Origin of the sequence: Muricoprocola aceti, assembly GCF_025567005.1 — a bacterium.
In the GTDB taxonomy this organism is placed as follows: Bacteria; Bacillota; Clostridia; order Lachnospirales; family Lachnospiraceae; genus Marvinbryantia; species Marvinbryantia aceti.
On the sequence record NZ_JAOQKE010000030.1, the window covers coordinates 1 to 23,937 of the forward strand.

General features: G+C 42.6%; 25 protein-coding genes and 1 pseudogene. 20 read left to right on the plus strand and 6 right to left on the minus strand.

Going from position 1 to position 23,937, the window contains the following annotated elements; all coding sequences use genetic code 11:
• Positions 1-110: 110 nt before the first annotated feature.
• Positions 111-359 (plus strand): response regulator, encoded by a 249-nt coding sequence (locus OCV47_RS14890; RefSeq protein ID WP_262655840.1) that lies wholly within the window; start codon positions 111-113, stop codon positions 357-359.
• A gap of 577 nt (positions 360-936) precedes the next feature.
• Here OCV47_RS14890 and OCV47_RS14895 read toward each other — a convergent pair.
• Entirely contained in the window at positions 937-1,092 is a 156-nt protein-coding gene (locus OCV47_RS14895; RefSeq protein WP_262655841.1) for a hypothetical protein, read from the minus strand.
• 289 nt (positions 1,093-1,381) lie between these two features.
• Positions 1,382-1,984, minus strand: a complete 603-nt coding sequence (locus OCV47_RS14900; RefSeq protein ID WP_262655842.1) for a hypothetical protein — start codon at positions 1,982-1,984, stop codon at positions 1,382-1,384.
• A gap of 105 nt (positions 1,985-2,089) precedes the next feature.
• On the opposite strand from OCV47_RS14900, the gene OCV47_RS14905 reads away from it, so the two are divergent.
• The 7 genes from OCV47_RS14905 (at position 2,090) to OCV47_RS14935 (ending at position 7,002) form a co-directional block, all read left to right on the plus strand.
• Positions 2,090-2,236 (plus strand): hypothetical protein, encoded by a 147-nt coding sequence (locus tag OCV47_RS14905; RefSeq protein WP_262655843.1) that lies wholly within the window; start codon positions 2,090-2,092, stop codon positions 2,234-2,236.
• 122 nt (positions 2,237-2,358) lie between these two features.
• Entirely contained in the window at positions 2,359-3,444 is a 1,086-nt protein-coding gene (locus OCV47_RS14910) for a macro domain-containing protein (protein WP_262655844.1), read from the plus strand.
• A gap of 99 nt (positions 3,445-3,543) precedes the next feature.
• Positions 3,544-4,275 carry a vWA domain-containing protein gene (locus OCV47_RS14915; protein WP_262655845.1) on the plus strand — a complete coding sequence of 244 codons (732 nt, stop codon included), beginning with the start codon at positions 3,544-3,546 and terminating at the stop codon, positions 4,273-4,275.
• 94 nt (positions 4,276-4,369) lie between these two features.
• Positions 4,370-5,620, plus strand: a complete 1,251-nt coding sequence (locus OCV47_RS14920; protein ID WP_262655846.1) for an ATP-binding protein — start codon at positions 4,370-4,372, stop codon at positions 5,618-5,620.
• 57 nt (positions 5,621-5,677) lie between these two features.
• Positions 5,678-5,845, plus strand: coding sequence for a hypothetical protein (locus OCV47_RS14925; RefSeq protein WP_262655847.1), 168 nt, complete (start codon positions 5,678-5,680; stop codon positions 5,843-5,845).
• Positions 5,846-5,970: 125 nt separating this feature from the next.
• The gene (locus OCV47_RS14930) at positions 5,971-6,234 is read left to right on the plus strand and encodes a hypothetical protein (RefSeq protein WP_262655848.1); all 264 of its coding nucleotides are present in this window, start codon (positions 5,971-5,973) and stop codon (positions 6,232-6,234) included.
• 66 nt (positions 6,235-6,300) lie between these two features.
• Entirely contained in the window at positions 6,301-7,002 is a 702-nt protein-coding gene (locus OCV47_RS14935) for a M15 family metallopeptidase (RefSeq protein ID WP_262655850.1), read from the plus strand.
• 72 nt (positions 7,003-7,074) lie between these two features.
• Here OCV47_RS14935 and OCV47_RS14940 read toward each other — a convergent pair whose 3' ends face one another.
• Entirely contained in the window at positions 7,075-8,211 is a 1,137-nt protein-coding gene (locus OCV47_RS14940; RefSeq protein WP_262655851.1) for an aldo/keto reductase, read from the minus strand.
• A 235-nt stretch (positions 8,212-8,446) separates the two neighbouring features.
• On the opposite strand from OCV47_RS14940, the gene OCV47_RS14945 reads away from it, so the two are divergent.
• The 4 genes from OCV47_RS14945 to OCV47_RS14960 all read left to right on the plus strand — a co-directional run bounded on the left by OCV47_RS14945 (position 8,447) and on the right by OCV47_RS14960 (position 11,140).
• Entirely contained in the window at positions 8,447-9,265 is an 819-nt protein-coding gene (locus tag OCV47_RS14945; RefSeq protein ID WP_262655852.1) for an MATE family efflux transporter, read from the plus strand.
• A 97-nt stretch (positions 9,266-9,362) separates the two neighbouring features.
• Complete coding sequence (locus OCV47_RS14950; protein WP_262655853.1) at positions 9,363-10,067, plus strand: class I SAM-dependent DNA methyltransferase; 705 nt, start codon at positions 9,363-9,365, stop codon at positions 10,065-10,067.
• Between the two features lie 123 nt (positions 10,068-10,190).
• The gene (spoIIID, locus tag OCV47_RS14955; protein WP_256297225.1) at positions 10,191-10,445 is read left to right on the plus strand and encodes a sporulation transcriptional regulator SpoIIID; all 255 of its coding nucleotides are present in this window, start codon (positions 10,191-10,193) and stop codon (positions 10,443-10,445) included.
• A gap of 50 nt (positions 10,446-10,495) precedes the next feature.
• Entirely contained in the window at positions 10,496-11,140 is a 645-nt protein-coding gene (locus OCV47_RS14960; RefSeq protein WP_262655854.1) for an HAD family hydrolase, read from the plus strand.
• Positions 11,141-11,218: 78 nt separating this feature from the next.
• Here OCV47_RS14960 and bsh read toward each other — a convergent pair whose 3' ends face one another.
• On the minus strand, positions 11,219-12,193 hold the full coding sequence (gene bsh / locus OCV47_RS14965) for a choloylglycine hydrolase (RefSeq protein WP_262655855.1): 975 nt from the start codon (positions 12,191-12,193) through the stop codon (positions 11,219-11,221).
• 309 nt (positions 12,194-12,502) lie between these two features.
• Between bsh and OCV47_RS14970 the strand changes: the two genes are divergently transcribed.
• The 6 genes from OCV47_RS14970 to guaA all read left to right on the plus strand — a co-directional run bounded on the left by OCV47_RS14970 (position 12,503) and on the right by guaA (position 19,897).
• The gene (locus OCV47_RS14970; protein ID WP_262655857.1) at positions 12,503-13,459 is read left to right on the plus strand and encodes an ABC transporter substrate-binding protein; all 957 of its coding nucleotides are present in this window, start codon (positions 12,503-12,505) and stop codon (positions 13,457-13,459) included.
• A gap of 14 nt (positions 13,460-13,473) precedes the next feature.
• A complete protein-coding gene (locus tag OCV47_RS14975) occupies positions 13,474-14,862 on the plus strand; it encodes an alanine/glycine:cation symporter family protein (RefSeq protein ID WP_262655858.1) in 1,389 nt (462 codons plus the stop codon).
• Positions 14,859-16,214, plus strand: a complete 1,356-nt coding sequence (locus OCV47_RS14980) for a sodium-dependent transporter (RefSeq protein ID WP_262655859.1) — start codon at positions 14,859-14,861, stop codon at positions 16,212-16,214. Before OCV47_RS14975 ends, OCV47_RS14980 begins: the two co-directional genes overlap by 4 nt.
• A gap of 61 nt (positions 16,215-16,275) precedes the next feature.
• The gene (locus OCV47_RS14985) at positions 16,276-16,791 is read left to right on the plus strand and encodes a DNA-deoxyinosine glycosylase (protein WP_117449630.1); all 516 of its coding nucleotides are present in this window, start codon (positions 16,276-16,278) and stop codon (positions 16,789-16,791) included.
• A gap of 105 nt (positions 16,792-16,896) precedes the next feature.
• Entirely contained in the window at positions 16,897-18,270 is a 1,374-nt protein-coding gene (locus OCV47_RS14990) for an MATE family efflux transporter (RefSeq protein WP_262655860.1), read from the plus strand.
• A gap of 82 nt (positions 18,271-18,352) precedes the next feature.
• A complete protein-coding gene (gene guaA / locus OCV47_RS14995) occupies positions 18,353-19,897 on the plus strand; it encodes a glutamine-hydrolyzing GMP synthase (protein ID WP_262655861.1) in 1,545 nt (514 codons plus the stop codon).
• Positions 19,898-20,100: 203 nt separating this feature from the next.
• Here the strand turns inward: guaA and OCV47_RS15000 are convergent.
• Positions 20,101-20,547 (minus strand): annotated as a pseudogene (locus OCV47_RS15000) (helix-turn-helix domain-containing protein); the annotation flags it as partial.
• 183 nt (positions 20,548-20,730) lie between these two features.
• On the opposite strand from OCV47_RS15000, the gene OCV47_RS15005 reads away from it, so the two are divergent.
• Positions 20,731-20,925 (plus strand): hypothetical protein, encoded by a 195-nt coding sequence (locus tag OCV47_RS15005; RefSeq protein ID WP_005611072.1) that lies wholly within the window; start codon positions 20,731-20,733, stop codon positions 20,923-20,925.
• Positions 20,926-20,927: 2 nt separating this feature from the next.
• On the plus strand, positions 20,928-21,863 hold the full coding sequence (locus OCV47_RS15010; protein ID WP_262655862.1) for a site-specific integrase: 936 nt from the start codon (positions 20,928-20,930) through the stop codon (positions 21,861-21,863).
• A 57-nt stretch (positions 21,864-21,920) separates the two neighbouring features.
• Here OCV47_RS15010 and OCV47_RS15015 read toward each other — a convergent pair whose 3' ends face one another.
• Positions 21,921-23,753 (minus strand): recombinase family protein, encoded by a 1,833-nt coding sequence (locus tag OCV47_RS15015; RefSeq protein WP_235250899.1) that lies wholly within the window; start codon positions 23,751-23,753, stop codon positions 21,921-21,923.
• Positions 23,754-23,937 lie beyond the last annotated feature (184 nt).

Below are 23,937 nucleotides of genomic sequence, written 5' to 3' on the forward strand. Positions count from 1 at the left end.
AATGCTCTTTTTATTTGTAAACCTCCAATAAATCAAGGTTTTAAAGGATTTTAGAACAATAAAAACAGGTAGTTTTTTGACACTACCATACAGAATGAGAAGGAACAGAGATGATAATTGGGATCTGTGATGATGACAAAATATGGGAAAGAAAGGCCAGTTATATCATAGGAGAATACAGAAAAAAGGCATCGCTGGATATCGATATCCAATATTTCCCAGATAGAGAAAGCCTGTTAAATTATGAAGGCGAGCCGATGGAAGCGTTATTTCTTGACATAGAACTTGGGGATGAGAATGGAATAGAACTGGCAGAGGAAGTACATATAGGCTCTCGAAATCATGAGCGTTCCGATTAAGATTCACTGGTCGGATGAACCTTGAAAAGTAAATATTATCCAGAACGGACGAGAAAAGTAATAAATGATAAAAATTGGCGCACTTTTATAGACCTTGCGTCAAACATGGATTGTAATGGTATTACTTATGAAATTAAGCGGCTTGCTCAAAGAGATCTTTTAAGCGGGAAGTCTTTGGCAAAGTCCATGCATCAAGATGTTGACACATCATGATGACGAACAGGCGGCAGTACCACATCATAGATGAGCGGTATCTGCCGTCTTCTAATTTATAGTCTATTTTTCACGTTTGTTACACCGTTCTGCAGATGTTCTTGCATTATATTCCAGCTTCCATTCCTCACTGCCACGTGGAGGGGTATTGAAGAGTCTTGGATTATCCTTTAATACAAGATGAACATTTCTACCATACTTTGCATCAGAACAAGGTTCCGTGCAAGTGCAATGAGGTGTACCGCCTTTGGCTGTAATCTTAGGACAACGATATTTGATGCGGCCTTTTCTTGGTTCAACGGCGGCTCGCTTCATAGGAAATCCCTTAGGGCATAAAGGAATCCCGTCACTGTTTATGGAGATATCAATCTTTATAGACTGGAGGTCTGCCACATTTCCAGTTCAGATCAATAAAAGGCGTGATATTGTTTGCTTTGCAGTAATCATAGTAAGGCATTGCATCATGTGCTGAATCCAGAAGCAGCTTAGTAACCGTTGCATCAGGAAGCATCTTTTTCATCGAAAACCAGTTGTATAAAAAAAGTGTGAGTCATGCCTTGAAGCAGGACTCAGAAAAGGAAAAACAGGCAGGTCATTCTCAGAATCAGAAGCAGTCAGCATATATAAGTTGTATCCAAAGTAATAACGCTTGCGGTGAGAGTCCCACCCGATATCACAGTCCGACTGATGATAGATACGGTTGCATTTACAATCACGAATCCCGTTTTCGAGACAATTGCAGGTTCTTGTTTTCCGTTCCTGAGCGGAAGTATAAACAGGAGTTCCATCACCGGCTAAGGCAAGGAATTTTAAAGAGACAAGTCCCGGCCCGGAAGAGTTTGAAGGAAAAAAGTATTGAAAATCTCCCAGAGTTTTGCGCAGGGAGCCATATCAGCGGGTGGATTTTTCTCAAACTGTTGAAAGAGTTCAGCAACGGTAAGTTTTTCGGCATGAGCAGCTTTTTCTTCATTCCCTTTTGGTTTCAGTGGTTTTTCCTTAGGCGGATGAAATGCATTAGTCAGATTCTTGTCAGAAGATAACCAGAGCCGTCTGTGAAAGTCATAAAAGGTACCAACACCAGGAGTATCGCCAACATAAAAGCCGAAAATAATGGTGTGAAGGTGATTTTCCTTTAAGTCAGAAACTAACCTTGTGTAGAAAGTTATTTTAAATTCAACAGAAACAAGGATAGCGCGAAGCATATCGGAAGGAAGTCTTGGCGCAGGGCCAAAAACAGAATATCGATCCTGCATAAGTTTATCAACTTGTGACAGGTCAAGATTCCAAAATTTATCAAGGATCTGCCAGGTAGAAGAAGACAGGGAAGTTGTAGCATTCGGATAATATTTACGAAGTTGAGTCAGGACATGTTCCTGATAGGCGGAATGACTGCCGATGTTAATAGGTTTCAATGAAACACACCTCCAAATCAAAAAGTACTGTGGGCATTATTAAAGCAAATGAATGTTCCAAATGAAGAAGCCCGGGAGCTGATGGGCGAGATAGGAGGGCGTGGTATGGGAATCTTATTTGAACATACAGAAAAGATGGACATACAGGCTGAACGAAGGAATACTGCAAGAGAGAAAGAACGAGCGGATGAAGCAGAGACAGAATTAGCAGAACTGCGTCAAAAACTTGCCAGATTAGAAGCAGAAAAATAAAATAAAACTGTAAAATTTAGAGGAAGAAAACAGCGCAGACAAAAGAAAGACAGCAAAGAAAACGGGGATGGATATCTCCGTTTTCTTTTCAAGACAAACGGAATCTAAAGAGGGTACCATCTATGCCATTTAAAGTAGTTCGTAATGATATTACGAAGATGAATACAGAAGCAATTGTTAATACAGCGAATGATTATCCGACTGTTGGAACTGGCTGTGACAGTGCGATTTACAAAGCGGCCGGTTATGAGGAACTTTTGAATTATCGCAGAGAGCATATCGGATATGCAGAAGAGGGAGAAGTATTTCTTACGCCGGGCTTTCAGCTTCAGGCAAAGTACATTATCCATGCAGTGAGTCCACGTTATAGAGGAGGGGCACAGGGGGAAGCAAAAAAGCTTCGTGCCTGTTATCGGAAAAGTCTGCAGCTGGCAAAAGAGAAAGGAATCGCATCCATATCTTTTCCACTGATATCCACCGGTGGCTTTGGTTACCCCAAAGAAGAAGGAATCAGGATTGCAGCAGATGAGATTCATGCCTTTCTCCTTGAAAATGAGATGGAGATCTATCTGGTTGTGTTTGATGGAAAGGCAACGCATCTGGGAGAAAAGATTTATCCGGATCTGGAAGCCTACATTGATTGCAATTATGTGGAAGAGGCCAGAAAAGAAGAATATGGTGACGAGAGAAGAAATCGTGAGACACAGCGAAGATTAAACAGACTCCCATTTTTCGAAGCAGCACAGGAAGCAGAAAAAACATCAAAGAAATCTAGTGGATTAGAAGATGTATGCGAATATGAATCCACCATGCTTTCGGATTTTGAGACGGTGCATGAAAGCAGGCTGGAAGAGCGAATGAGGCATATGTCGGATACATTTTCAGAGTATCTGATGTATTTGATTCAGGAAAGAAACATGGAAAATGCAGAGGTCTGGAAACGAGCGATTGTTGACCGGAAGGTATTCTCAAAGATCAAGAACAATGCCAGTTATCATCCGAATAAGCTGACAGCATTATGCTTATGTATAGGTGCAAAACTAAACATGGACGAGACCAGGGATCTGCTTGCCAGAGCTGGGTATGCACTGTCGCCCTGTGACAAAACGGATATTATTTTTTCCTATTTTATTGAAAATGGAATATACGATATGATTGAACTGGATATTCAGCTGGAAGAACATGGATTGCCATGTATCATTTCATAGAGTCGTTTGGAGAGCGACAGGTCTGAAAAATTTTTTGTGTATAATGAGTCCATCAAAAGAAAACAAGATTTAGCGATTATTGTGAAGGAGGACGAGATTATGCGTAAAGGATTAACAGAAGTAGTTTTTATTTTAGACAGAAGCGGTTCCATGAGAGGGCTTGAAGAAGATACGATTGGTGGTTTCAATTCTATGATTGAGAAACAGCGAAAGGAAGAAGGGGAGGCGTATATTTCCACAGTGCTGTTTGATGATAAGACCGAAATCCTTTATGACAGAGTACCTGTTGAGAAAGTGGAACCAATGAATGAAAAACAGTATTATGTGAGAGGCTGCACAGCACTTCTGGACGCGATTGGAGGCGCAATTCATCATATTGCAAATGTACATAAGTATTCCAGAGAGGAAGACAGACCGGAGAAGACCTTGTTTATCATTACCACGGATGGGATGGAAAATGCCAGCCATAGCTATACCTGTCATAAAGTGAAGAAGATGGTGGAAAAGGAAAAAGAAAAATATGGCTGGGAATTTTTATTTCTGGGGGCAAATATAGATGCGATTAAAACAGCAGACAGATTCGGGATTGGCGCAGACAGAGCAATGAATTATCAGTGTGACAAAGAAGGAACTCAGCTGAATTTTCAGGTACTTTCCACGACTATATCGGCGTTTCGCAAATCCGGAAGTAAACGTGAAATGGATGAGGCATTATTTTACAGTTGTGCGCCAATTAGAGAAGATTATGAAAAACGGCATAAAGATGCAAAGCGAGGCGAAGAGGATAAAGACAAGCAGGAGGACTTTCCGGTTTATATTATGGATATTTAGTATTTGCGTTTGAAACGAAAATGAAACGAAAAAAAATACGTTGCATTTACGTGGCATGAATGATACGATAAAAGAAACGTATTTGGAGTGAAAAATGAAAGAAAGTAAATGTTTGGAATTTAAGAGTGCAATCACAAATTCATTTTTAAAAACAGTTAGTGCGTATAGTAATTTTGGAGATGGGGAAATATTATTCGGTGTGAATGATGATGGGTCAGTATGTGGAATAGATAACCTTGAACAGGTATGTTTAGATATAGAAAATAAAATAAATGACAGCATTACCCCAAAACCAGATTTTGAAATAGAGATAGATGAGATCAAACAGACAATCAGACTGATGGTTTATGAAGGACAGTACAAGCCTTATTTATATAAAGGGAAAGCGTATAGAAGAAGCGACACAGCTTTCATTGAAGTAGATCAGGCAGAATTGAAGGAGTTGGTTTTACTGGGAAGTAATTTATATTTTGAAGAACTGCCCTATGGAAAAGATAATTTGACTTTTCAGGAACTGACAGATAAATTGATGGAGAAGTTAAATCTCAATGCTGTCTCGGAAGACATATTACGTACCCTTGGGCTTTTTACGAAAAACCAAAAGTATAATAATGCCGCTGCATTACTGGCAGACGAAAATAGTTTTTATGGGATAGATATTGCCCGATTTGGAAATTCCATAAATGAAATAAGGGATAGAGAAACGATAGCAGGAACTTCTATATTAAAACAATACGATGCAGCAATTGATATGATAAAAAGATATTATCAATATGAAGAAATATCTGAAATAGAACGAAAGAAAGTGGATTTGATTCCTGAGACTGCATATCGTGAGGCTATTGCGAATGCTCTAATTCATCGTGACTGGAGTATGAATGCACATATTCGAATATCTTTATTTTCAGACAAAATAGAAATTAAATCTCCAGGGGGACTGCCAAGAGGTATAACAGCAGAAGAATATGTAAATGGAGATATTTCCTGCCTGCGAAATCCTATACTTGGGAATATATTTTTCAGAATGCATTATATTGAAATGTTCGGAACAGGGGTAAGGCGTATTTTATTAGCGTATAACAATGCAAAAGTAAAGCCGAAGTTTGAAATTACAGATCATGTAATAAGCGTAACATTACCTGTGATAACGAACCAGTATCATGTTACAGGTGATGAAGCCAGAGTAATAGCTGCGTTGGAAAATGGGGAACAGTTATCAAGCAGCGAGATTGCGAAAGCAACTGGCTACACGAAATCAAAGGTGCTAAGACTGATCGATCACTTAAAAGAAAAAGATTATATCAGGGTAACTGGTAAAGGAAGAGGAACAAGATATAGTCTGTAAATTATTTGTGATGTAAGGATTGGACAAGGAAAGGCGAAAATGGGAAGGAGACCGGCGATGAATAAGAAATGGAAATCATTTCAGAAACTGACAGAAAAATGTTATGAGAATATGATCGGAGCGGAAGAAGATGATTCCTGCTGGCAGAATGGATTTGAGTTATTGAAAGAGCTTGTTCTGGAAGAGAGAAAAACAGATCCTCAGTTTGCACCGGATCCGATCTGAAATTCCGCAAGGTCGGGGCATTAAATGCTCTGGGATAAGTACAGAAAGCGGCAGAATTCTGTGACAAATGGATAGAAAAAGAGTCGGAGAATATCGTAGCAGCTACCGCAGGTGTTTACGCATATATGAAGAACAGTGAACAAAATAAGGCCCGAGAGTTAATAGAGAAATTCATACCAGACGGAATGATCTGCTGTGATGACAATGATATTATGTTTACAGCAGCGTCCAGATTTTATGAAAAGGTTGGAGATACGAAGAAACACGAACAGATGGAAGAAGCATTAGAAGCATATGATCAGAAGCTGGAAGCTTATTTTTCAGAATACGCAGATATGGATGATGACGATGAACTGTTATGGGATGAAGAAGATCTTCCATTTTGCTAGAATATAATGAAAGAGAAGAACGGAAAAAATATAAAAAGTGTTGCGGAAAGAATGTGTAAGAGTACAATGGAAAAAAGGTTTACCATCTACATATTGATACTGACCGGTATATTTCTAGGAATATCCCGCTCATCTGTGCAGGCAACGGAAGCAGACGCACCTGTTTTTATATCGTCTGAGATTACATATGGTGACGAAATTTATAACCGCATCAATGGAAAATCATATCAGGAAAACGAGAATATTTCTTTGAAGGATCTCCGTTATCTGCAAATATCTCATTATGATTTTGACCACAAAATACAGACCGGGGAATTGATTGTGAATGCAGAACTGGCAGATGAAGTTCTGGAGATTTTTCAGGAGCTGTATGATGCGGAGTATGAGATTGCATCTATGCACCTGATTGACGATTACTGGGTGAATGAGGATCCGGATCAGGCAGATACGAATTCTATCGATCACAATAATACCTCAGCTTTTTGCTATCGTGTAGTGACAGGAGGAGAGAATCTTTCCAGACATGCCTATGGCTGCGCCATCGACATTAATCTACAGCAGAATCCATATCTGACACTGCAAGAAGATGGAACCTATGACTGTGATCATGAAAATGCACTGGAATATATGGATCGCTCGCTGGAGGATGCACACGAGATCAAAGAAGGTGATATCTGCTGGCAGGCTTTTACCGATCACGGCTTTACCTGGGGCGGAAGCTGGACGAATCCCAAAGATTATCAGCATTTTGAAAAAAGATTGGAATAAAAGATAGAAAAACACTCCTGTGTGATTGGATCATAGAGAATCGAATCAGCAGGAGTGTTACTGTTTTATGACTTATTTTTCAAAATATTCGGCTACATCTTTCAGGTATTGGATAATCGGCAGATGCTGTGGACAGACGCCTTCACACTGGCCACATTCCAGACAGTCGCTGGCTTTTCCAAAAGTCTGAGTCAGACGCTGATAGTATTCGCCCTGTGGTTTCCAGCCTTTTTCCGCAGTTTCCTGTTTATCTGCGTTGTACAGCGAGAAGTATTTTGGAATAGCGATATTCTGTGGACAGCCATCGGTGCAGTAGGAGCACCCGGTACATGGAATCGTGATGCTGGAATTGATCATGTCTACGGCATTTTTTACGATCTGAAGTTCTTCTTCGTTCATTGGCTGGAAATCCTTCATGTAGCTCATATTGTCCATCAGCTGTGCCATGTTGCTCATGCCACTTAAGACCATTTTGACATTTGGCTGACTGGCAGCAAAACGGATGGCCCAGGATGGAACAGACATATCCGGATGGTAAGCTTTGAAAGCAGCTTCTGCATTTTCCGGAACTTTTGCCAGAGTACCGCCCTTTACCGGCTCCATAACGATGACTGGCTTGCCATGTCTGGCAGCAACTTCATAACATTTACGGGACTGAATGCCCACGCTGTCCCAATCCAGATAATTCAGCTGAAGCTGTACGAATTCCATTTCCGGATGTGCAGTCAGGATTTTGTCCAGCACATCGGCATTATCATGGAAGGAAAATCCGATATGTTTTACCAGACCCTGAGCCTTCTTCTCGGCCAGCCAGTGGAAACAGTCCAGTTTTTCATAGATTTCATAATGATCCACACCCATATCGTGAAGCAGATAATAATCGAAGTAAGTAACGCCGGTTTTCTTTCTCTGCTCCTCAAAGATTTTGTCCCGATCTTCTTTGGTCTTTATAAATCCGGCATGGAGCTTGGTGGCCAGAGTGTAGCTGTTACGAGGATGACGGTCTACCAGAGCCTCTTTTGTTGCATTTTCACTTTTGAATCCGCAATACATCCATGCGGTATCAAAATAAGTAAATCCATTTTTCAGAAAAGCATCTACCATTTGTTTGGTCTGCTCTATATCAATACTGGCTGCATCGTTGGCATCCAGAAGCGGCAGACGCATCAGGCCAAATCCCAGTTTTTTCTTACTTGTAAAAATATCCATGAGTAGAATTCCTCCCGTTTTTCTTACTATTTTATCACTGATCAGAGAAAAGAAAAAGAGACAATGATTGTAGAGTCAGATTTTTTTGTGTATACTCAAATGGAAGGCAATGGCAATTTGGACAGACAGTGGATCACTGCAGAGAATAAAAGAAGAAAAGGAATACCATATGAAAAGCAAGATTTTTTCAGATAAATTTTTTAACAGTCAGTTGTGAAAGCTGGCAGTACCGATTATGATTCAAAGCCTGATGCTGGCATCTCAGATTCAGTTTATTCAAAATATGATTATTTCATCTGTTACGGCAGCGGTCTCAATTTTGGGAGCACAGTATTGGGGAAAAAAAGATAAAAAGACCATTGGCAGAATTTTTTGCCTGAGTGTAAGGTTCTGTTTTTTGTCATCGTTTGTATTTTTCCTGGGCTGTATATGTGTACCGGAACATCTGATGGTGTTGTTTACGAATGAACCGGAACTGATTGCCATCGGAGCAGATTATCTCAGGATCGCAGGCTGGTCTTATCTGCTGACAGGAATTTCCCAGTGTTATCTTGTGATACTGAAAGTGACAGACCATACGGCAGATGCTGCAAAAATCAGTTCCGCGGCTGTGGTGCTCAATATTATTCTGAACTGGATTTTGATATTCGGAGGCTTCGGAATAACTGCAATGGGAGTTCAGGGGGCGGCATTGGCTACGTTGATTGCCCGTGTGACAGAACTGGCATGCTGTGTTTGTCTGTCGCTGCGAAAAGGGTATATTCGTCTGAATCTGGCAGGATTATGGAAAGCCTATCCTGTCCTTACAGGAGATTTTGTGCGCTGCCTGTTACCGATGATTGGCGCAGCTCTGCTCTGGGGCGTGGGATTTACTTCTTATACTGCTTTTATGGGACATATGGGAACAGATGCGGCAGCAGCCAATTCGATAGCATCTGTAGTGCGTGACCTGGTATGTTGTATGTGTAATGGATTGGCAAGCGGTGGCGGCACTGGGAGCCTTTGTATTTCACTGGCCGGTGGAGGTGGTGTATGCTTGTACCTGTCTGGATGAAGTGGGAAAGATTCCGTGGGTCATCTATCATTATAAAAAATATAAGTGGGTGAAAGACCTGACACGAGAAATGATATAAAATGAGAGAGGAACAGATATGTACAGTGAGATATTCAGTAAAGTATATGATGCATTTGGATGGAATTATTATCCGGAAAGTTTTGCACAATTGCTGTTGAAATGGATAGAAGAAAAGGGGATAACTGTTAAAAATATGTTGGATCTGGGATGTGGAACCGGTATACTTTGCAGCATTATGCAGGAGCATGGTATAGAGGCACATGGGATGGATCTTTCTCATGGAATGATTGCCATGGCGAAGGAGAAATATCCCCAGCTTCGATTTGAACAGGGAAATATGGTCACCTGGAAACCGGAAAAATCATATGATCTGGTAACGAGTACCTGTGATGCCCTGAATCACATCCTGGAGCCGGAAGAGGTAAAAGCTGTATTTCGAAATGTATATTCTTATGTGAATCCGGGCGGTTATTTTCTCTTTGATCTTCTTCGTGAGGGGGAAGCAGAGGAATGTGAACCGGTGGAGCTGGGAGAACTGGAGGGAAAAAGACTGCAGTTTCAGATTCGTCATCCACAGGAAGGCTTTGTAACTCTTCAGACGGATTTATATGAGGGAGAGCAGTTGGTTAATACGGAAAAAATTCAGGAACGGATTTATTCGTCAGAGTGGATAATGGAAGAATTAAGGAGAGCCGGATTTTCCGACGTAACATGTACAGATCAGTTACTGGAGGGGCATGAGGAACATGCCGCGACCTGGTTTGTGATTGCAAAGAAATAATTTATGAGAAGCCAATGGGGACGGAGTAAATGGCCTATCCCTACTGGCTTTTTTTAATTAAATAACATACTTATATTTTGTATCTGCATACATTGTAAAAACAACATCTCTGGAGGCTTATCCGTGAAAGATTATATTGAGGAACGGGCAGTGGAGATTGGCACATACATTGTGGAGACAAATGCGACAGTACGACAGACGGCAAAAAAGTTCGGGGTGAGCAAGTCTACGGTACATAAAGATATAACAGAACGACTTCCACAGGTCAACCATGCGCTTGCACTTTGTGCGAGAAAGGTGCTGGATGTGAATAAGTCAGAGCGGCATATTCGTGGGGGACTGGCTACCAGAGAGAAGTATCTGCATCGACAGATCTGAGAAAGTATGATAAAATGACTCCATTCGTGAAGAAACGTGGAGGAAGAAAGATGTATCAGATTGTACTATTTGATTTAGATGGAACACTGACAGATTCAGGACTGGGTATCACCAATGCAGTGGCATATGCGTTAGATAAATTTGGAATACAGGTAAAGGACCATTCAGAACTGAATGTGTTTGTAGGGCCGCCACTGAAGGATTCCTTTTCCAGATATTATGGATTTACGCCTGAGGAATGCGAAAAAGGTGTGATATATTACAGAGAATATTATCAGGACAAAGGACTTTTTGAAAATGAAGTATATCGGGGAATTCCGGAGATTTTAAATTATTTGAAAGAAAGTGGAAGAAACATCATTCTGGCAACATCTAAGCCGGAGCCGTTTACCAGAGAGATTATGAAGCATTTCCGGTTGGAGCAATATTTTGATCTGATCGCCGGTGCCAGTATGGATGAGAAGCGGGTCGAAAAAGCAGATGTTATCCGTTATGCGTTAGAAAAGGCCGGTATTACAGATGTGACAAATGTCGTGATGGTCGGTGACAGGGAATATGATATTCTGGGAGCAAAAGAAAACGGACTGGATTCGATTGGTGTGCTCTATGGGTATGGCAGCAGAGCAGAGCTGGAAGCAGCCGGAGCCGGACAAATTGCAGAGACGGTGGAAGAACTGAAAAAAATATTTCTGTAAAAAGGTCAGGGTTTTCCTGGTGTGAAGGCAGGAGTGGGGGCAGGCTATCCGATGTTATCGGACAGCCTGCCCCACTGTTTAATTCTGCATATGAATCTGTTCGTTACTGAGCATCGGATAACGGATCAGTGTATCACTGTCCAGATTTTCACGATACATGTCCACACCGGAGATCTGATGATTTTCGTATGTGGTATAATAGTAGATTCCTGTGTCCGCGCTACAGCAGGAAGTATAGAGGGTAATTTCATAGTTACCTTCGGCTACTTCGCAGCAGCCACGCGGCTGATCTACAGATCCTAAAATGTGGAAGAACTGGCTGACACTTTCACTTTCAGAATCTCCGGAACGGGAATTCATTTTTGTAAATGCTACACGAACAAAACGGGAAGCAGAGGAAAGATCTCCCGGAAGACCCAGTGCACCCATTCCACGGCTGTAAGTCTGTAGATTCAGATCCGGCGAAAAGTGATTTTCCGGCTGCTTTGCTGACAAATGCATAAAATCATTCAAGTGAAACAGTTGTTTATCAAACGGTGGATTATTTGTCAGAACTCCTACAGGGTTCTCATAGATATGCATCCCATCAGCCATGCATTCTACGGTCAGAGCACCTGTTTTATCTGCAATCATCCAGTGGAGCTGAGCGGTAGGGAGCTCAGGACTGAATGAAGTGCCGGTCAGGCTCATACGGGTTAAAAGCTCACGGGCTTCAGCAAGAGAAGCTGCCTGAGATAAGATCCATGGGATAAATTCAAACTGGGCTACATTATCACGGGAGTCGGACAATTCCTGAAAAACTGCATTGCCGACAAAATTCAGTCCGGCCATGCACAGACCTTTTTCATTCATTGCATCGTAGTAGAGCGGATAGTCTCCTGCCACATGTGCCGTTCCGATCATGGCATAATGTGAGATCACATCGCCCATATGGCGAAAATGAAACGGATAGTTTCTCGGTGTTATGGTGATCTCATCGCCGTAAGAAAATTCATAATCCAGGGTGCGCCCCATGTAAAAGCCTCTGGTCTGATAAGTTGCTGCTGTACACATAATCATCATCTCCTGTAAATATTGTCAGATAAAACGAGATTCGGAACCAGAAGGGACAGGAAAAAAGCCATTTTTCTCCGTCCCCAATGGCTGTTTTTTTATTGTTTCACAATATAGCCATTTTAAACCAGAAGAAGATGATAGTAAAATGAAATATTTATAAAATTATTGCTTCTTACTTAATAATACGAAAACTTACTTCTATTTCTATCACAGATAGAAAAAATGTGGTATACTTTTATCGACATTGCCATTGAGAAGTACAATGTATGGCGCAATGAGAAGAATGCAAAGAGGGGAGAGAGCAGTATGAATAAAAAGTGGAAAATGATGGCTCTGATGGGGCTGGCGGCAACCGGAATGATGGCTTCTGCAGTTTCGGCAGAGGGATCTTACAAGATCGGAATCTGCCAGCTGACACAGCATGAGGCACTGGAAGAGGCAACGAAAGGCTTTCAGGACTATGTCTCAGAGAAGCTGGGAGATCAGGGGACTTTTGATGTGCAGAATGCATCCGGAGAATTGTCGAATTGTGTGACGGTAATCAATGCATTTGTTTCCGAAGATGTGGATCTGATACTGGCGAATTCTACACCGGTACTGCAGGCAGCGGCATCTGCAACGGATAGTATACCAGTTCTTGGAACATCGGTGACAGACTATCCGGCAGCACTGGATCTGGACAACTGGACCGGGGTGACCGGGTCGAATGTGTCCGGTACCTCAGACTGTGCACCGCTTCAGCAGCAGGCGGAGATGGTCATGGAGCTGATTCCGGATGCAAAAGAGATCGGCATTTTGTATTGTTCCGCAGAGCCGAATTCCAGATATCAGACAGATATCATCAAGTCCAGTCTGGAAGAACTTGGTTGTACGGCGGAAGTGAAGGAGTACACTTTTACCGGAACGGATGATATTGCATCCGTTACTACGACAGCAGCAGAAAACTGTGATGTGATCTACATTCCGACTGATAATACGGCAGCAAGTAATGCTGAGCTGATCAATAACATCTGTGAACCGGCAGAAGTACCGGTCATTTGTGGAGAAAAAGGTGTCTGTGAAGGATGTGGAATCGCTACACTCACCATTGACTATTATGAACTTGGTCAGATTACCGGTGAGATGGCTGTAGACATATTGGAAAATGGAGCAGATGTTTCGCAGATGGCGGTTCGTCAGGCGGAACAGGTAAAGAAATGCTACGTGCCGGAGCGGTGTGAAAAACTGGGCATCAGTATTCCGGATGATTACGATGAACTGTAAGATGGAGGAAGTGAATGGTTAAATTAATCGAAGGAGTCTACTCCTTTTTATGGGGGGATCTTCTGCATATTCCCATTGGCGGGGGTACTATAGGAATTTCACTGCTGGTCATTTTGTTGATTCCGGCGGGGATTTATTTTACGATCCGAACCAGATGTCTGCCGATCCGGTTATTCCCGGATATGATTCAGGCACTGGGGGAGAAGAATAAGACAAAAGGGAGCCTGTCATCCTGGCAGACTCTGGTTGTGTCTACAGCCACCAGAGTGGGTATGGGAAATCTGGTTGGGGTAGTAGCGGCTATTTCAGCCGGAGGTGCAGGTGCGGTATTCTGGATGTGGGTGACCGCAATTCTGGGCTCGTCTACTGCATTTGTGGAAGCTACGCTGGCACAGATGTACAAGGAGAAGGATCCATTATACGGAGGATATAGGGGCGGTCCGGCCTATTATATCCATAGCTTGTCAGAACGCATTCATAAGAAAAAAATGCGCTATTCTGTGATGGCGGTACTGTTTGCCCTGTCTGGTCTGATCTGCTGGTTCGGTATCAGCCAGGTAATCAGTAATTCTGTCAGCTCTGCATTTTATAATGCATTTCAGATACCGACCATTGTCACTACAGTGGCGCTGGTAGTGCTGGCAGCGATGATTGTACTTCGAAAAAATGCAACGGTGAAGGTATTGGATATCATGGTTCCGGTAATGGCAGTGTGTTATTTTGTGATTACACTTGTGACCATCTGCCTGAATATCACAGAGTTGCCAACGGTGTTCAAGCATATTTTTCAGGAAGCTTTTGGTGTACGACAGGCTGTAGCTGGTGGATTTGGAACGGTTCTGATGAATGGAGTCAAGAGAGGACTGTTTTCCAATGAAGCAGGTTCTGGCTCTGCACCATGCGCAGCAGCAGCAGCGGAATCTTCCGATCCGGTTAAGATAGGTCTGGTGCAGGCTCTGGGTGTGTTTATTGATACCATTGTGATCTGTAGCTGCACGGCTATGCTGATGCTGCTGGTTCCGGAGAATGTATCGGCAGGTTTGCAGGGAATGGATCTGCTGCAATGTGCCATGAACTATCATCTGGGAAGCTTTGGCGTGATTTTCATCGCCATTACCCTGGCATTATTCAGCTTTTCCACATTTATTGGCATTTTATTCTATGCCAGATCCAATGTTTCTTATTTATTCGGAGATAAGTGGTGCTGGCAGACCGGGTATAAGGTGCTGGCGCTGGTAATGTTATTTATCGGTGGGCTTCAGGCATATACGATTGTATGGGATCTGGGAGATGTGGGAATCGGTCTGATGACCATATTTAATCTGATGGCACTTTATCCGCTGTCAAAAGAAGCGCTTCAGGCACTAAAGGATTTTGAACAGAAAAAGAGAGGAAAAAGATGAAAAGAGAAGGATTTAAGTCAAGACTGGGATTTATACTGGTCAGTGCAGGATGTGCGATTGGAATTGGAAATGTATGGCGTTTTCCATATGTAGTCGGACAAAATGGAGGAGGATTATTCGTACTGTTGTATCTGCTCTTTCTGTTTATTATGGGTGTGCCGGTACTGACCATGGAACTGGCTGTTGGACGAGGCAGTCGCAAGAGCGCTGTACTGGCCTATAAGACACTGGAAAAACAGGGAAGCAAATGGCATATCCATGGATGGTTCTGTATGTTGGGCTGTTATATACTGATGATGTATTACACAACGGTATCCGGATGGATGCTCAGCTATTTCTTCAAATTTGCAGCAGGTGTGTTCCCGGCAGGCATGAGTGCAGATGCAGTAGGCGGCGTATTTAGCAATCTGCTGGTTTCCCCGATGGAGATGGCAGGCTGGATGGCTGTGACAGTGATCCTTGGATTTGTAGTCTGCAGTCAGGGGCTTCAGAATGGTATTGAAAAGATCAGTAAGATCATGATGATGGTACTTCTGGTATTAATTCTGGTACTGGCGGTACACAGCGGTATGCTTCCAGGAGCAAAAGAGGGAATCAGTTTTTATTTGATACCAAGCCTGGATAAAGTCAGAGAAGTAGGATTTGGCAAAGTCATTACGGCGGCTATGAATCAATCATTCTTTACCTTAAGCCTTGGTATAGCAGCGATGGAGATCTTTGGGAGTTATATGGGAAAAGAGCACTCTCTTCCAGGCGAAGCAGTACGGATCAGTTTGCTGGATACTTTTGTAGCAATTATGGCAGGACTGATTATCTTTCCGGCATGTTTCTCCTTTGGAGTGCAGCCGGATGCAGGTCCATCCCTGATCTTTGTGACTCTGCCGAATGTATTTGTTAACATGGCAGGTGGAAGAATCTGGGGAACCTTATTCTTCCTGTTTATGACCTTTGCAAGTTTTTCAACCGTTATGGCGGTATTTGAAAATATTATTTCTTTCTGGGTAGATATGTTCGGCATGGAGAGAAAGAAAGCGGTACTGATCAATGGAGCGATTATCCTGATTGCCAGCCTGCCATGTGTATTCGGTTATAATATCTGGAGTGATCTGCATCTGATCGGAGGCAGAGATGTGCTGGATTCCGAAGACTTTATTGTAAGTAATCTGCTGCTGCCGATCGGCTCGCTGATCTATCTGTTATTCTGTGTGACAAAATACGGATGGGGATTTGATAATTACATGAAAGAATGCAACGATGGGGAAGGACTGAAGTTTGGCAAGTTCTTAAAACCATATTTCCAGTTTATATTGCCGGTGTTGATATTGATTCTGGTGATTCAGGGACTGATGTAAGTAGTTTTGCAGAGGCAGGCTGTATGAAGAACCGATGATAGTGGAAAAGGAAAAAGGAAACATGGAGAAAGAACAGTATACACATGTGAGACATGAATTTAATCCGGTATTTGACAGTACATCCCGGATACTCATTCTGGGAACCTTGCCATCTGTGAAATCCCGTGAACAGAACTTTTATTATGGACATCCACAGAACCGGTTCTGGAAGCTGCTTGCACGGATCTGCGAGAGCAAAAAAGTGCCGGATACCATAGAAGAAAAGAAAGCGTTTTTGCTGGCTCATCATATCGCAGTCTGGGACGTAATTGCAGAGTGTGATATCATTGGTTCCAGTGACAGTTCGATCAAAAATGTGGTGCCTGCAGACCTGAATCAGATTCTGGAGCATGCACCGATTCAGCAGATCTATGGAAATGGCGGCAAGGCCTATGAACTATATCAGAAGTACGCTTATCCACAGATACAGCGAAAAATGATTAAGCTGCCATCTACCAGTCCGGCAAATGCGGCCTGGCAAATGGATCGACTGGCGGAAGAATGGAGGCAGATACGGGAGATACTTTATAAAATATAGAAGATGAATAAGAGAAGTCATGAATATCGACGGGATGTTCATGGCTTTTTGAATTAGCTCTTGCAATTACAGAAAATATGTGAAAATATGATAATAAGGAAAGAAATGAGGGGGAAAAGAAGAGTGAAAAAAAGAAACATTCCGGAAACGGAATTGTTGTTTTCAAATCAACAGTTAAAGAAGCTGATTTTTCCATTGGTAATCGAACAGCTTCTAACGGTCATGGTTGGCATGGCGGACAGTCTAATGGTAGCCAGTGTAGGAGAGGCAGCAGTGTCGGGGGTATCATTGGTAGATACGGTAATGGTACTGTTGATCAATATTTTTGCAGCACTGGCGACCGGAGGTGCGGTTGCGGCAGGACATTATATCGGTCAGAAGAATGAAGAAAAAGCAAGCAAGGCAGCTGATCAGCTGGTTTTGTTCATACTGGTGTCATCCCTTGTCATTATGGGATGTGTTTATCTGTGTCAGAACCTGATCCTTGGCAAGGTATTTGGAAAAATCGAACCAGATGTTATGGCAAATGCCAGAACCTATCTGCTGATCGTATCTGCATCGATTCCATTTATCGCATTGTATAATGGAGGAGCAGCTATTTTCCGTGCAACGGGCAATTCCAAGATTGCCATGATTACTTCTCTCATTATGAATGCCATAAATATCACTGGAAATGGGATTCTGATCTATGGCCTGAAAATGGGAGTAGCGGGTGCAGCAATTCCAACTCTGGTTTCCAGAATGATTGCAGCGCTGATCATGATCCTGTTGCTGCGCAGGCAGAATCAGCCGGTACATATGTCCAAGAAGATCCAGTGGCATTTTGACGGACCACTGATTCGAAAGATTCTTCATGTGGGCGTTCCAAATGGACTGGAAAATGGGATGTTCCAGCTGGGAAAAATTCTGGTACTCAGCCTGGTATCGACCTTTGGCACGGCATCCATTGCGGCCAATGCAGTATCCAATACCATTGCGATGTTTCAGATCCTTCCCGGAATGGCCATCAACTTTGCCATTTTGACGGTGGCAGCCCAGTGTGTGGGGGCAAAACGATATGATCAGGTACGCTACTATACGGTGAAGCTTTTAAAACTGGTATATACCTGTATGATAGGAGTAAGTATTGCGTTGTATTGTTTACTGCCAATGATATTAAAAGTTTACAATCTGTCAGATGTAACTTCTGAGATGACCAGACAGATCATTATTTATCACGACCTTTGTGCAATACTGATCTGGCCATTATCCTTCTCCATACCGAATACTCTGCGTGCAGCGAATGACGTGAAAGCCACTATGTGGATTGCCATTGCTTCTATGTGGATCTTCCGCATTGCATTCAGCTATGTGTTAGGAGAATGGCTGCATATGGGAGTATTCGGTATCTGGGTAGCTATGACCATCGACTGGGCATTCCGGGCGCTCTGTTATGTGATCCGGTATCGAAGGGGAAAATGGGAACAGATGGCAGTGTGAGAAATCACAAAAAATAGGCATTGTAAAAAACGGTATGCTATCTTATAATAAAAAAAGATTTGAGAGAACAGGAGGGAATATCTTGCAGAGAGAAAATGTCATTGTATTAGACTTTGGCGGACAGTATAATCAGCTGGTTGCCAGACGAGTACGTGAATGCAACGTGTATTGTGAGATTTATTCTTACAAGACAGATATTGAAAAAATCAAAGCCATGAATCCGAAGGGAATTATCCTGACCGGTGGCCCGAACAGCTGCTATGAACCGGATTCACCAACTTACACAAAGGAATTGTTTGAACTGGGCATCCCGGTATTGGGACTGTGCTACGGCGCACAGCTGATGCAGCATATCCTTGGCGGAAAGGTAGAACGTGCCGAGGTACGTGAATATGGAAAGACCGAAGTCTTTGTAGACACCACATCCCGCCTGTTTGGAGACGTATCTCCATCTACCATCTGCTGGATGAGTCATTTTGACTATATTTCTAAAATTGCACCAGGATTTAAGATCACAGCTCACACAGCAGACTGTCCGGTAGCAGCAGCAGAAAATGAAAAGAAACACCTCTATGCGATCCAGTTCCATCCGGAAGTACTTCATACACAGGAAGGAACTAAGATGCTGTACAACTTCGTACGTGGAGTCTGTGGATGTGCAGGAGACTGGAGAATGGATTCTTTCGTAGAGAGTTCTGTAAAAGCCATCCGTGAAAAGGTCGGAGACGGAAAAGTACTTCTGGCATTATCCGGTGGTGTGGATTCCTCCGTGGCAGCAGGGCTTCTGTCCAGAGCTATTGGAAAACAGCTTACCTGCGTATTCGTAGATCACGGCCTTTTAAGAAAGAACGAAGGAGACGAAGTAGAAGCTGTCTTTGGACCGCAGGGACAGTTCGATCTGAACTTTATCCGTGTCAATGCACAGGAAAGATATTATAACAAGCTGGCAGGTGTAACCGAACCAGAACAGAAACGAAAGATCATTGGCGAGGAATTCATCCGTGTCTTCGAAGAAGAAGCGAAAAAGATCGGTGCAGTAGACTTCCTGGCACAGGGAACCATCTATCCGGATGTGGTAGAAAGTGGTCTGGGCGGAGAATCCGCAGTGATTAAGTCTCACCATAACGTAGGAGGATTACCAGATTTCGTAGATTTCAAAGAAATCATCGAACCATTGCGCGACCTGTTCAAAGATGAAGTGCGAAAAGCAGGTCTGGAACTTGGCATTCCGCGTGAACTGGTATTCCGTCAGCCATTCCCGGGACCGGGACTGGGGATCCGTATCATCGGTGAAGTTACCGCTGAAAAGGTTCGCATCGTACAGGATGCAGACTACATCTATCGTGAAGAGATCGCAAAGGCAGGTCTGGATCAGGAGATCAACCAGTACTTTGCAGCCCTGACCAATATGCGTTCCGTAGGTGTCATGGGTGATGAGAGAACTTATGACTACGCAGTTGCACTTCGTGCAGTAAAGACCATCGATTTCATGACTGCAGAAGCAGCAGAAATCCCATGGGAAGTACTACAGACTGTGATGAGCAGAATTATTAATGAGGTCAAAGGCGTAAACAGAGTATTCTATGATCTGACCAGTAAGCCACCTGGAACGATTGAGTTTGAATAATGAAAAAATTCTGGAAACCCTTATAAACAGGGCATTTCCGGGCACAAGAAGTTCTATTTGATAACAAAATGATAACACCGGATATTTAGGTAGTATTTATCAGCAATCCGGTGGTTGTCAGGTAATATGTGTGAAACCAACAAAAAAGGTCTTACTGAATTGAGTGAAATCAATTTGGTAAGGCCTTTTTTCGTTGGTTTTTATGTTGTTTTTTTCGGGTAATTGTACCGCCACTGGTCATATTCTTCTTTGGTGATCTCCCCGGATTTTAGTTTTTCTGCCTGTTCCTGCCATGCGTAGAACATATCAAACATAGAAAGGTAGGTGGTTCCTTTGGACTTATCCAGCCGGAGACAGAGTTCTCCGTCAATTTCTCCAATATGAAGTCCGTAAAGGTCTTCTAATGTAAATAAGGTGTGCATCAGCCCAACATAACTGTCAATGTCCGGTACAGCGAGTGCATGAGGGGAGACCTCAAAAATGTCAGCCAGTGCATTCAGATAGTTTTCCTTTGGACTGCGAGAGCCTTTTTCGTACTGTGCAATGCGGACATCAGCCTGTGATTCGCTGAATCCCAGCTGTTGACCTAAATATTTCTGCGTGAATCCACGCAGAAGTCGAAAATGATGAATTCTTTCTCCTATTGCCATGCTCATATCTCCTGTCTTTTACTTGATAAATTGAGTATAGCATATATGTATAGTACAGACAAGGAGAAACCATACAAAAAAGTATAGAATTTTTGTTTTGAAACACTTGACCAATACAAAAAAGTATAGTATCATACGGACTATACAGAAATGTATAGTGAGAAACGAAGGAGGGATTTTACAATGAGTAAAATGTTTATGAATGTAAAAGAGGTCATGGAAGTTCTGGAAGTATCGGAATCCTACGCTTATAAGCTGATGAAAAGGCTGAACAGGGAATTACAGGCGATGGGATGCCAGACAATTGCAGGAAAAGTTGACCGGAAGTATTTTTACGAACAGTTCTACGGAACGAGATCAAACGATGGGAGGAATTAAGAATGGCAATTTACAAGACTGAAAGCAATAACACATGGTACGTTATGGTACGGTATCAGGACTGGACCGGCGAACGTAAGCAGAAATGCAAAAGAGGATTTGCAACAAAAAGAGAAGCTGCACAGTGGGAGCAGCAGTTCATACTCCAGAAGAAAGCCAGTATGGATATGGAACTGGAGAGCTTCTGCAAATTATATGAGGAAGATGTGAGACCAAGGCTGAAAAAGAGTACCTGGCTTACAAAGGAAAATATTATCAAGTCCAAGATTTTACCCTATCTGGGAAAAAGAAAGGTGTCAGAAATCACCGCAAAGGATGTTTTGGACTGGCATAATGAGCTTCGCAAATTGACAAGCAGGAAAGGAAAACCTTTATCCCCTACTTATCTGAAAACAATCCATGGACAGTTGAGTACGATTTTCAACCATGCGATCAAGTTTTATGATCTTAGCATGAATCCGGCAAGGAAAGCTGGCACAATCGGCTCAGAAGAAAGCAAGGAAATGCTCTTCTGGACAAAGGCAGAGTATAAACAGTTTTCAGAAGAAATGATGGATAAACCACTTTCCTACTATGCGTTCCAGTTATTGTACTGGTGCGGAATCAGATCCGGGGAGCTTTTGGCTTTAACTCCTGCGGATTTCGATTTCCAGAAGAGAACGTTGCGGATCAACAAATCCTATCAGCGTTTAAAGGGAGAAGATGTGATCAGCACTCCGAAAACAAAGAACAGTGTCCGTACTGTAACTATGCCAAAGTTCTTATGTGACGAAATGCAGGATTGTTTGAAGTTATATTACAGCCTGCAGCCGGATGACCGTATTTTCCCTGTAACTAAGTATTATCTGAACCATGAAATGGAAAGAGGATGCAAAGCAAGCGGTGTGAAAAAAATCCGGGTGCATGATCTCAGACACAGCCATGTTGCGCTTTCATAGGGATATTTTTAGAAGTGGGCTTGAAACCCTTATGTAATGGGAGTTTCCGGCAGTTGCCTATGCTCCCTTTTTAGATTTGTCAGTATCTGTTGCAGCTTCTAAAGCTACTTTTTCTTTTTCAGCACGTTCTTTCTCAGCTTTGCGTCGGTTGTAGGTTCGATTCCACGCACGCTTGCGACGTTTCCGTTCTTCTTCGGCTAATTCTTCCGGTGTCAGTTCTGGCATTGGAACATCCAGCTTGCCTACATATTTGAGATAAATGTCGATTTCCTGTGTGCGTTCCCCTGTTGACTTGTCAGCTTCGTGAACTTCAATTCTGTCTATAAATTCGTGAATCATTGGTGTGGTCAGTTCAGAAAAATCTGTGTACTTATGAACCAGTGCGATGAATTTATCGACATTGGAAGCTTCTTCCTTTGCTGTGGCTAACTGCTCTCGGGCAGAAGTAAGGAATTCTTCTAATTCCGCCTGTTCCTTTTCGTAATCAGCAGACAGCAATTCAAAACGCTTATCCGACAGCTTCCCGGATACATTATCTTCATAAATACGTTTTATCAGATGATCAAGTTCAGTAACCCTCTTTTCAGATTTTGCAATCTTTTTTGTGAGAGCCTTCGTATCTGATTCCTGCTTCAGAACATTGGATTTTCTAACCTTTTCCAGAAATTCATCCTCATGTTCTTTGACATAGCTTGCCGTATATTGCAGTGTTGTCAAAATCAGGTCTCTGACCACATCTGTTCTTACGTGGTGTTGGGAGCATTTGTTTTCAAAATGTCCCTTTGCCTTGCTGTAGGTAGAGCAGGTGTAATTATTCTGTGCATTGGTATATTTACCGGTCGGATTTCCATCCTTATCCTTTTTCTCATAGCCTTTTGTGCGGTGGTTGAACATTTTAGCACCACAATCTGCGCAAAACATGAGTCCGGTCAATGGATTTGCTTTGCCCTGTGCGATTGGGCGGTGCTTGGTCTCTCTGATTTTCTGAACCATATACCAGGTGTCTTCATCAACAATAGCTTCCTGCGTATCTCTGAATATCAGCCAGTCCTCCGGATTAGCATATTGGGAATGCTTGTCCTTGTATGATTCCTTGAAGGTTCTGAAATTAACTGTGTGCCCCATGTATTCCGGTTTTGATACGAGGTCTGTGATAGTGGTAGCTGTCCACGAATAAGGTCTTGTCATATCGCATTTACCTCTGCAAGTACCGAGTCCTTGTTTTGCAAGATAGTAGGAAGGACGTTCAACCTTTTCGTTTGTAAGAATTCTCGCAACCTGCATCGGTCCATTCCCTTCAATAATCAACTGGAAAATGCGTCTTACCACAGCAGCGGCTTCTTCATCAACAAGCCAGTGGTTGTTATCTTCCGGGTCTTTTTTGTATCCGTAGATGGCATTAGAAGTCAGATGCTTGCCTTCCATACCTTTATTGCGAAGTACAGACTTGATTTTTCTGCTGGTATCACGCACATACCATTCATTCATAATGTTTAAGAATGGTGCAAATTCATTGGATTCAGAATGCGTGCTGTCAACACCATTGGAAATAGCAATAAAGCGGACGCCTTTTTCTCGGAACAGAACCTCTGTATAAAAGCCTACTTCCAGATAATTTCTGCCGATTCGGCTCATATCCTTGACGATAACACATTCGATTTTTCCTTCTTCAATGTCAGCAGTCAATTGCTTCCAATCCGGTCTGTCAAAGTTTGTGCCGCTATACCCATCATCGGTATAGTGAGCAAGGTTCGTAAACCCCTGTTCTTTGGCATACTTTTCAAGCATTTTCTTCTGGTTTACAATGCTGTTACTGTCTCCATTCAGTTCATCATCTCGTGACAGTCTCTCGTAAAGTGCTGTTATTTTGTTGTTGTCCGGTCTCTTCATAAAATCTCCTTTCCGAGGTATCCATACCTCTGTGACCGGGCATCTATGGATGAATTTATTCTACCATAGATACAGGGTCACTGCTATATAATCTGTGTTTTGTCAACAAGAATTCCTAAAAATCAGAAGGAAAATTCCCTGTTTTCAGAAGCGGAATTCCCTTCTTTCGGAAGGACATTATTGG

Coding starts and splice junctions, on each gene's coding strand:
- OCV47_RS14890 (WP_262655840.1), top strand. CDS start 111: ATGATAATTGGGATCTGTGATGATGACAAAATATGGGAAAGAAAGGCC.
- OCV47_RS14895 (WP_262655841.1), bottom strand. CDS start 1,092: ATGAAAAAGATGCTTCCTGATGCAACGGTTACTAAGCTGCTTCTGGAT.
- OCV47_RS14905 (WP_262655843.1), top strand. CDS start 2,090: ATGGGAATCTTATTTGAACATACAGAAAAGATGGACATACAGGCTGAA.
- OCV47_RS14910 (WP_262655844.1), top strand. CDS start 2,359: ATGCCATTTAAAGTAGTTCGTAATGATATTACGAAGATGAATACAGAA.
- OCV47_RS14915 (WP_262655845.1), top strand. CDS start 3,544: ATGCGTAAAGGATTAACAGAAGTAGTTTTTATTTTAGACAGAAGCGGT.
- OCV47_RS14920 (WP_262655846.1), top strand. CDS start 4,370: ATGAAAGAAAGTAAATGTTTGGAATTTAAGAGTGCAATCACAAATTCA.
- OCV47_RS14925 (WP_262655847.1), top strand. CDS start 5,678: ATGAATAAGAAATGGAAATCATTTCAGAAACTGACAGAAAAATGTTAT.
- OCV47_RS14930 (WP_262655848.1), top strand. CDS start 5,971: ATGAAGAACAGTGAACAAAATAAGGCCCGAGAGTTAATAGAGAAATTC.
- OCV47_RS14935 (WP_262655850.1), top strand. CDS start 6,301: ATGGAAAAAAGGTTTACCATCTACATATTGATACTGACCGGTATATTT.
- OCV47_RS14940 (WP_262655851.1), bottom strand. CDS start 8,211: ATGGATATTTTTACAAGTAAGAAAAAACTGGGATTTGGCCTGATGCGT.
- OCV47_RS14945 (WP_262655852.1), top strand. CDS start 8,447: ATGATTCAAAGCCTGATGCTGGCATCTCAGATTCAGTTTATTCAAAAT.
- OCV47_RS14950 (WP_262655853.1), top strand. CDS start 9,363: ATGTACAGTGAGATATTCAGTAAAGTATATGATGCATTTGGATGGAAT.
- OCV47_RS14960 (WP_262655854.1), top strand. CDS start 10,496: ATGTATCAGATTGTACTATTTGATTTAGATGGAACACTGACAGATTCA.
- bsh (WP_262655855.1), bottom strand. CDS start 12,193: ATGTGTACAGCAGCAACTTATCAGACCAGAGGCTTTTACATGGGGCGC.
- OCV47_RS14970 (WP_262655857.1), top strand. CDS start 12,503: ATGAATAAAAAGTGGAAAATGATGGCTCTGATGGGGCTGGCGGCAACC.
- OCV47_RS14975 (WP_262655858.1), top strand. CDS start 13,474: ATGGTTAAATTAATCGAAGGAGTCTACTCCTTTTTATGGGGGGATCTT.
- OCV47_RS14980 (WP_262655859.1), top strand. CDS start 14,859: ATGAAAAGAGAAGGATTTAAGTCAAGACTGGGATTTATACTGGTCAGT.
- OCV47_RS14985 (WP_117449630.1), top strand. CDS start 16,276: ATGGAGAAAGAACAGTATACACATGTGAGACATGAATTTAATCCGGTA.
- OCV47_RS14990 (WP_262655860.1), top strand. CDS start 16,897: ATGAGGGGGAAAAGAAGAGTGAAAAAAAGAAACATTCCGGAAACGGAA.
- OCV47_RS15005 (WP_005611072.1), top strand. CDS start 20,731: ATGAGTAAAATGTTTATGAATGTAAAAGAGGTCATGGAAGTTCTGGAA.
- OCV47_RS15010 (WP_262655862.1), top strand. CDS start 20,928: ATGGCAATTTACAAGACTGAAAGCAATAACACATGGTACGTTATGGTA.
- OCV47_RS15015 (WP_235250899.1), bottom strand. CDS start 23,753: ATGAAGAGACCGGACAACAACAAAATAACAGCACTTTACGAGAGACTG.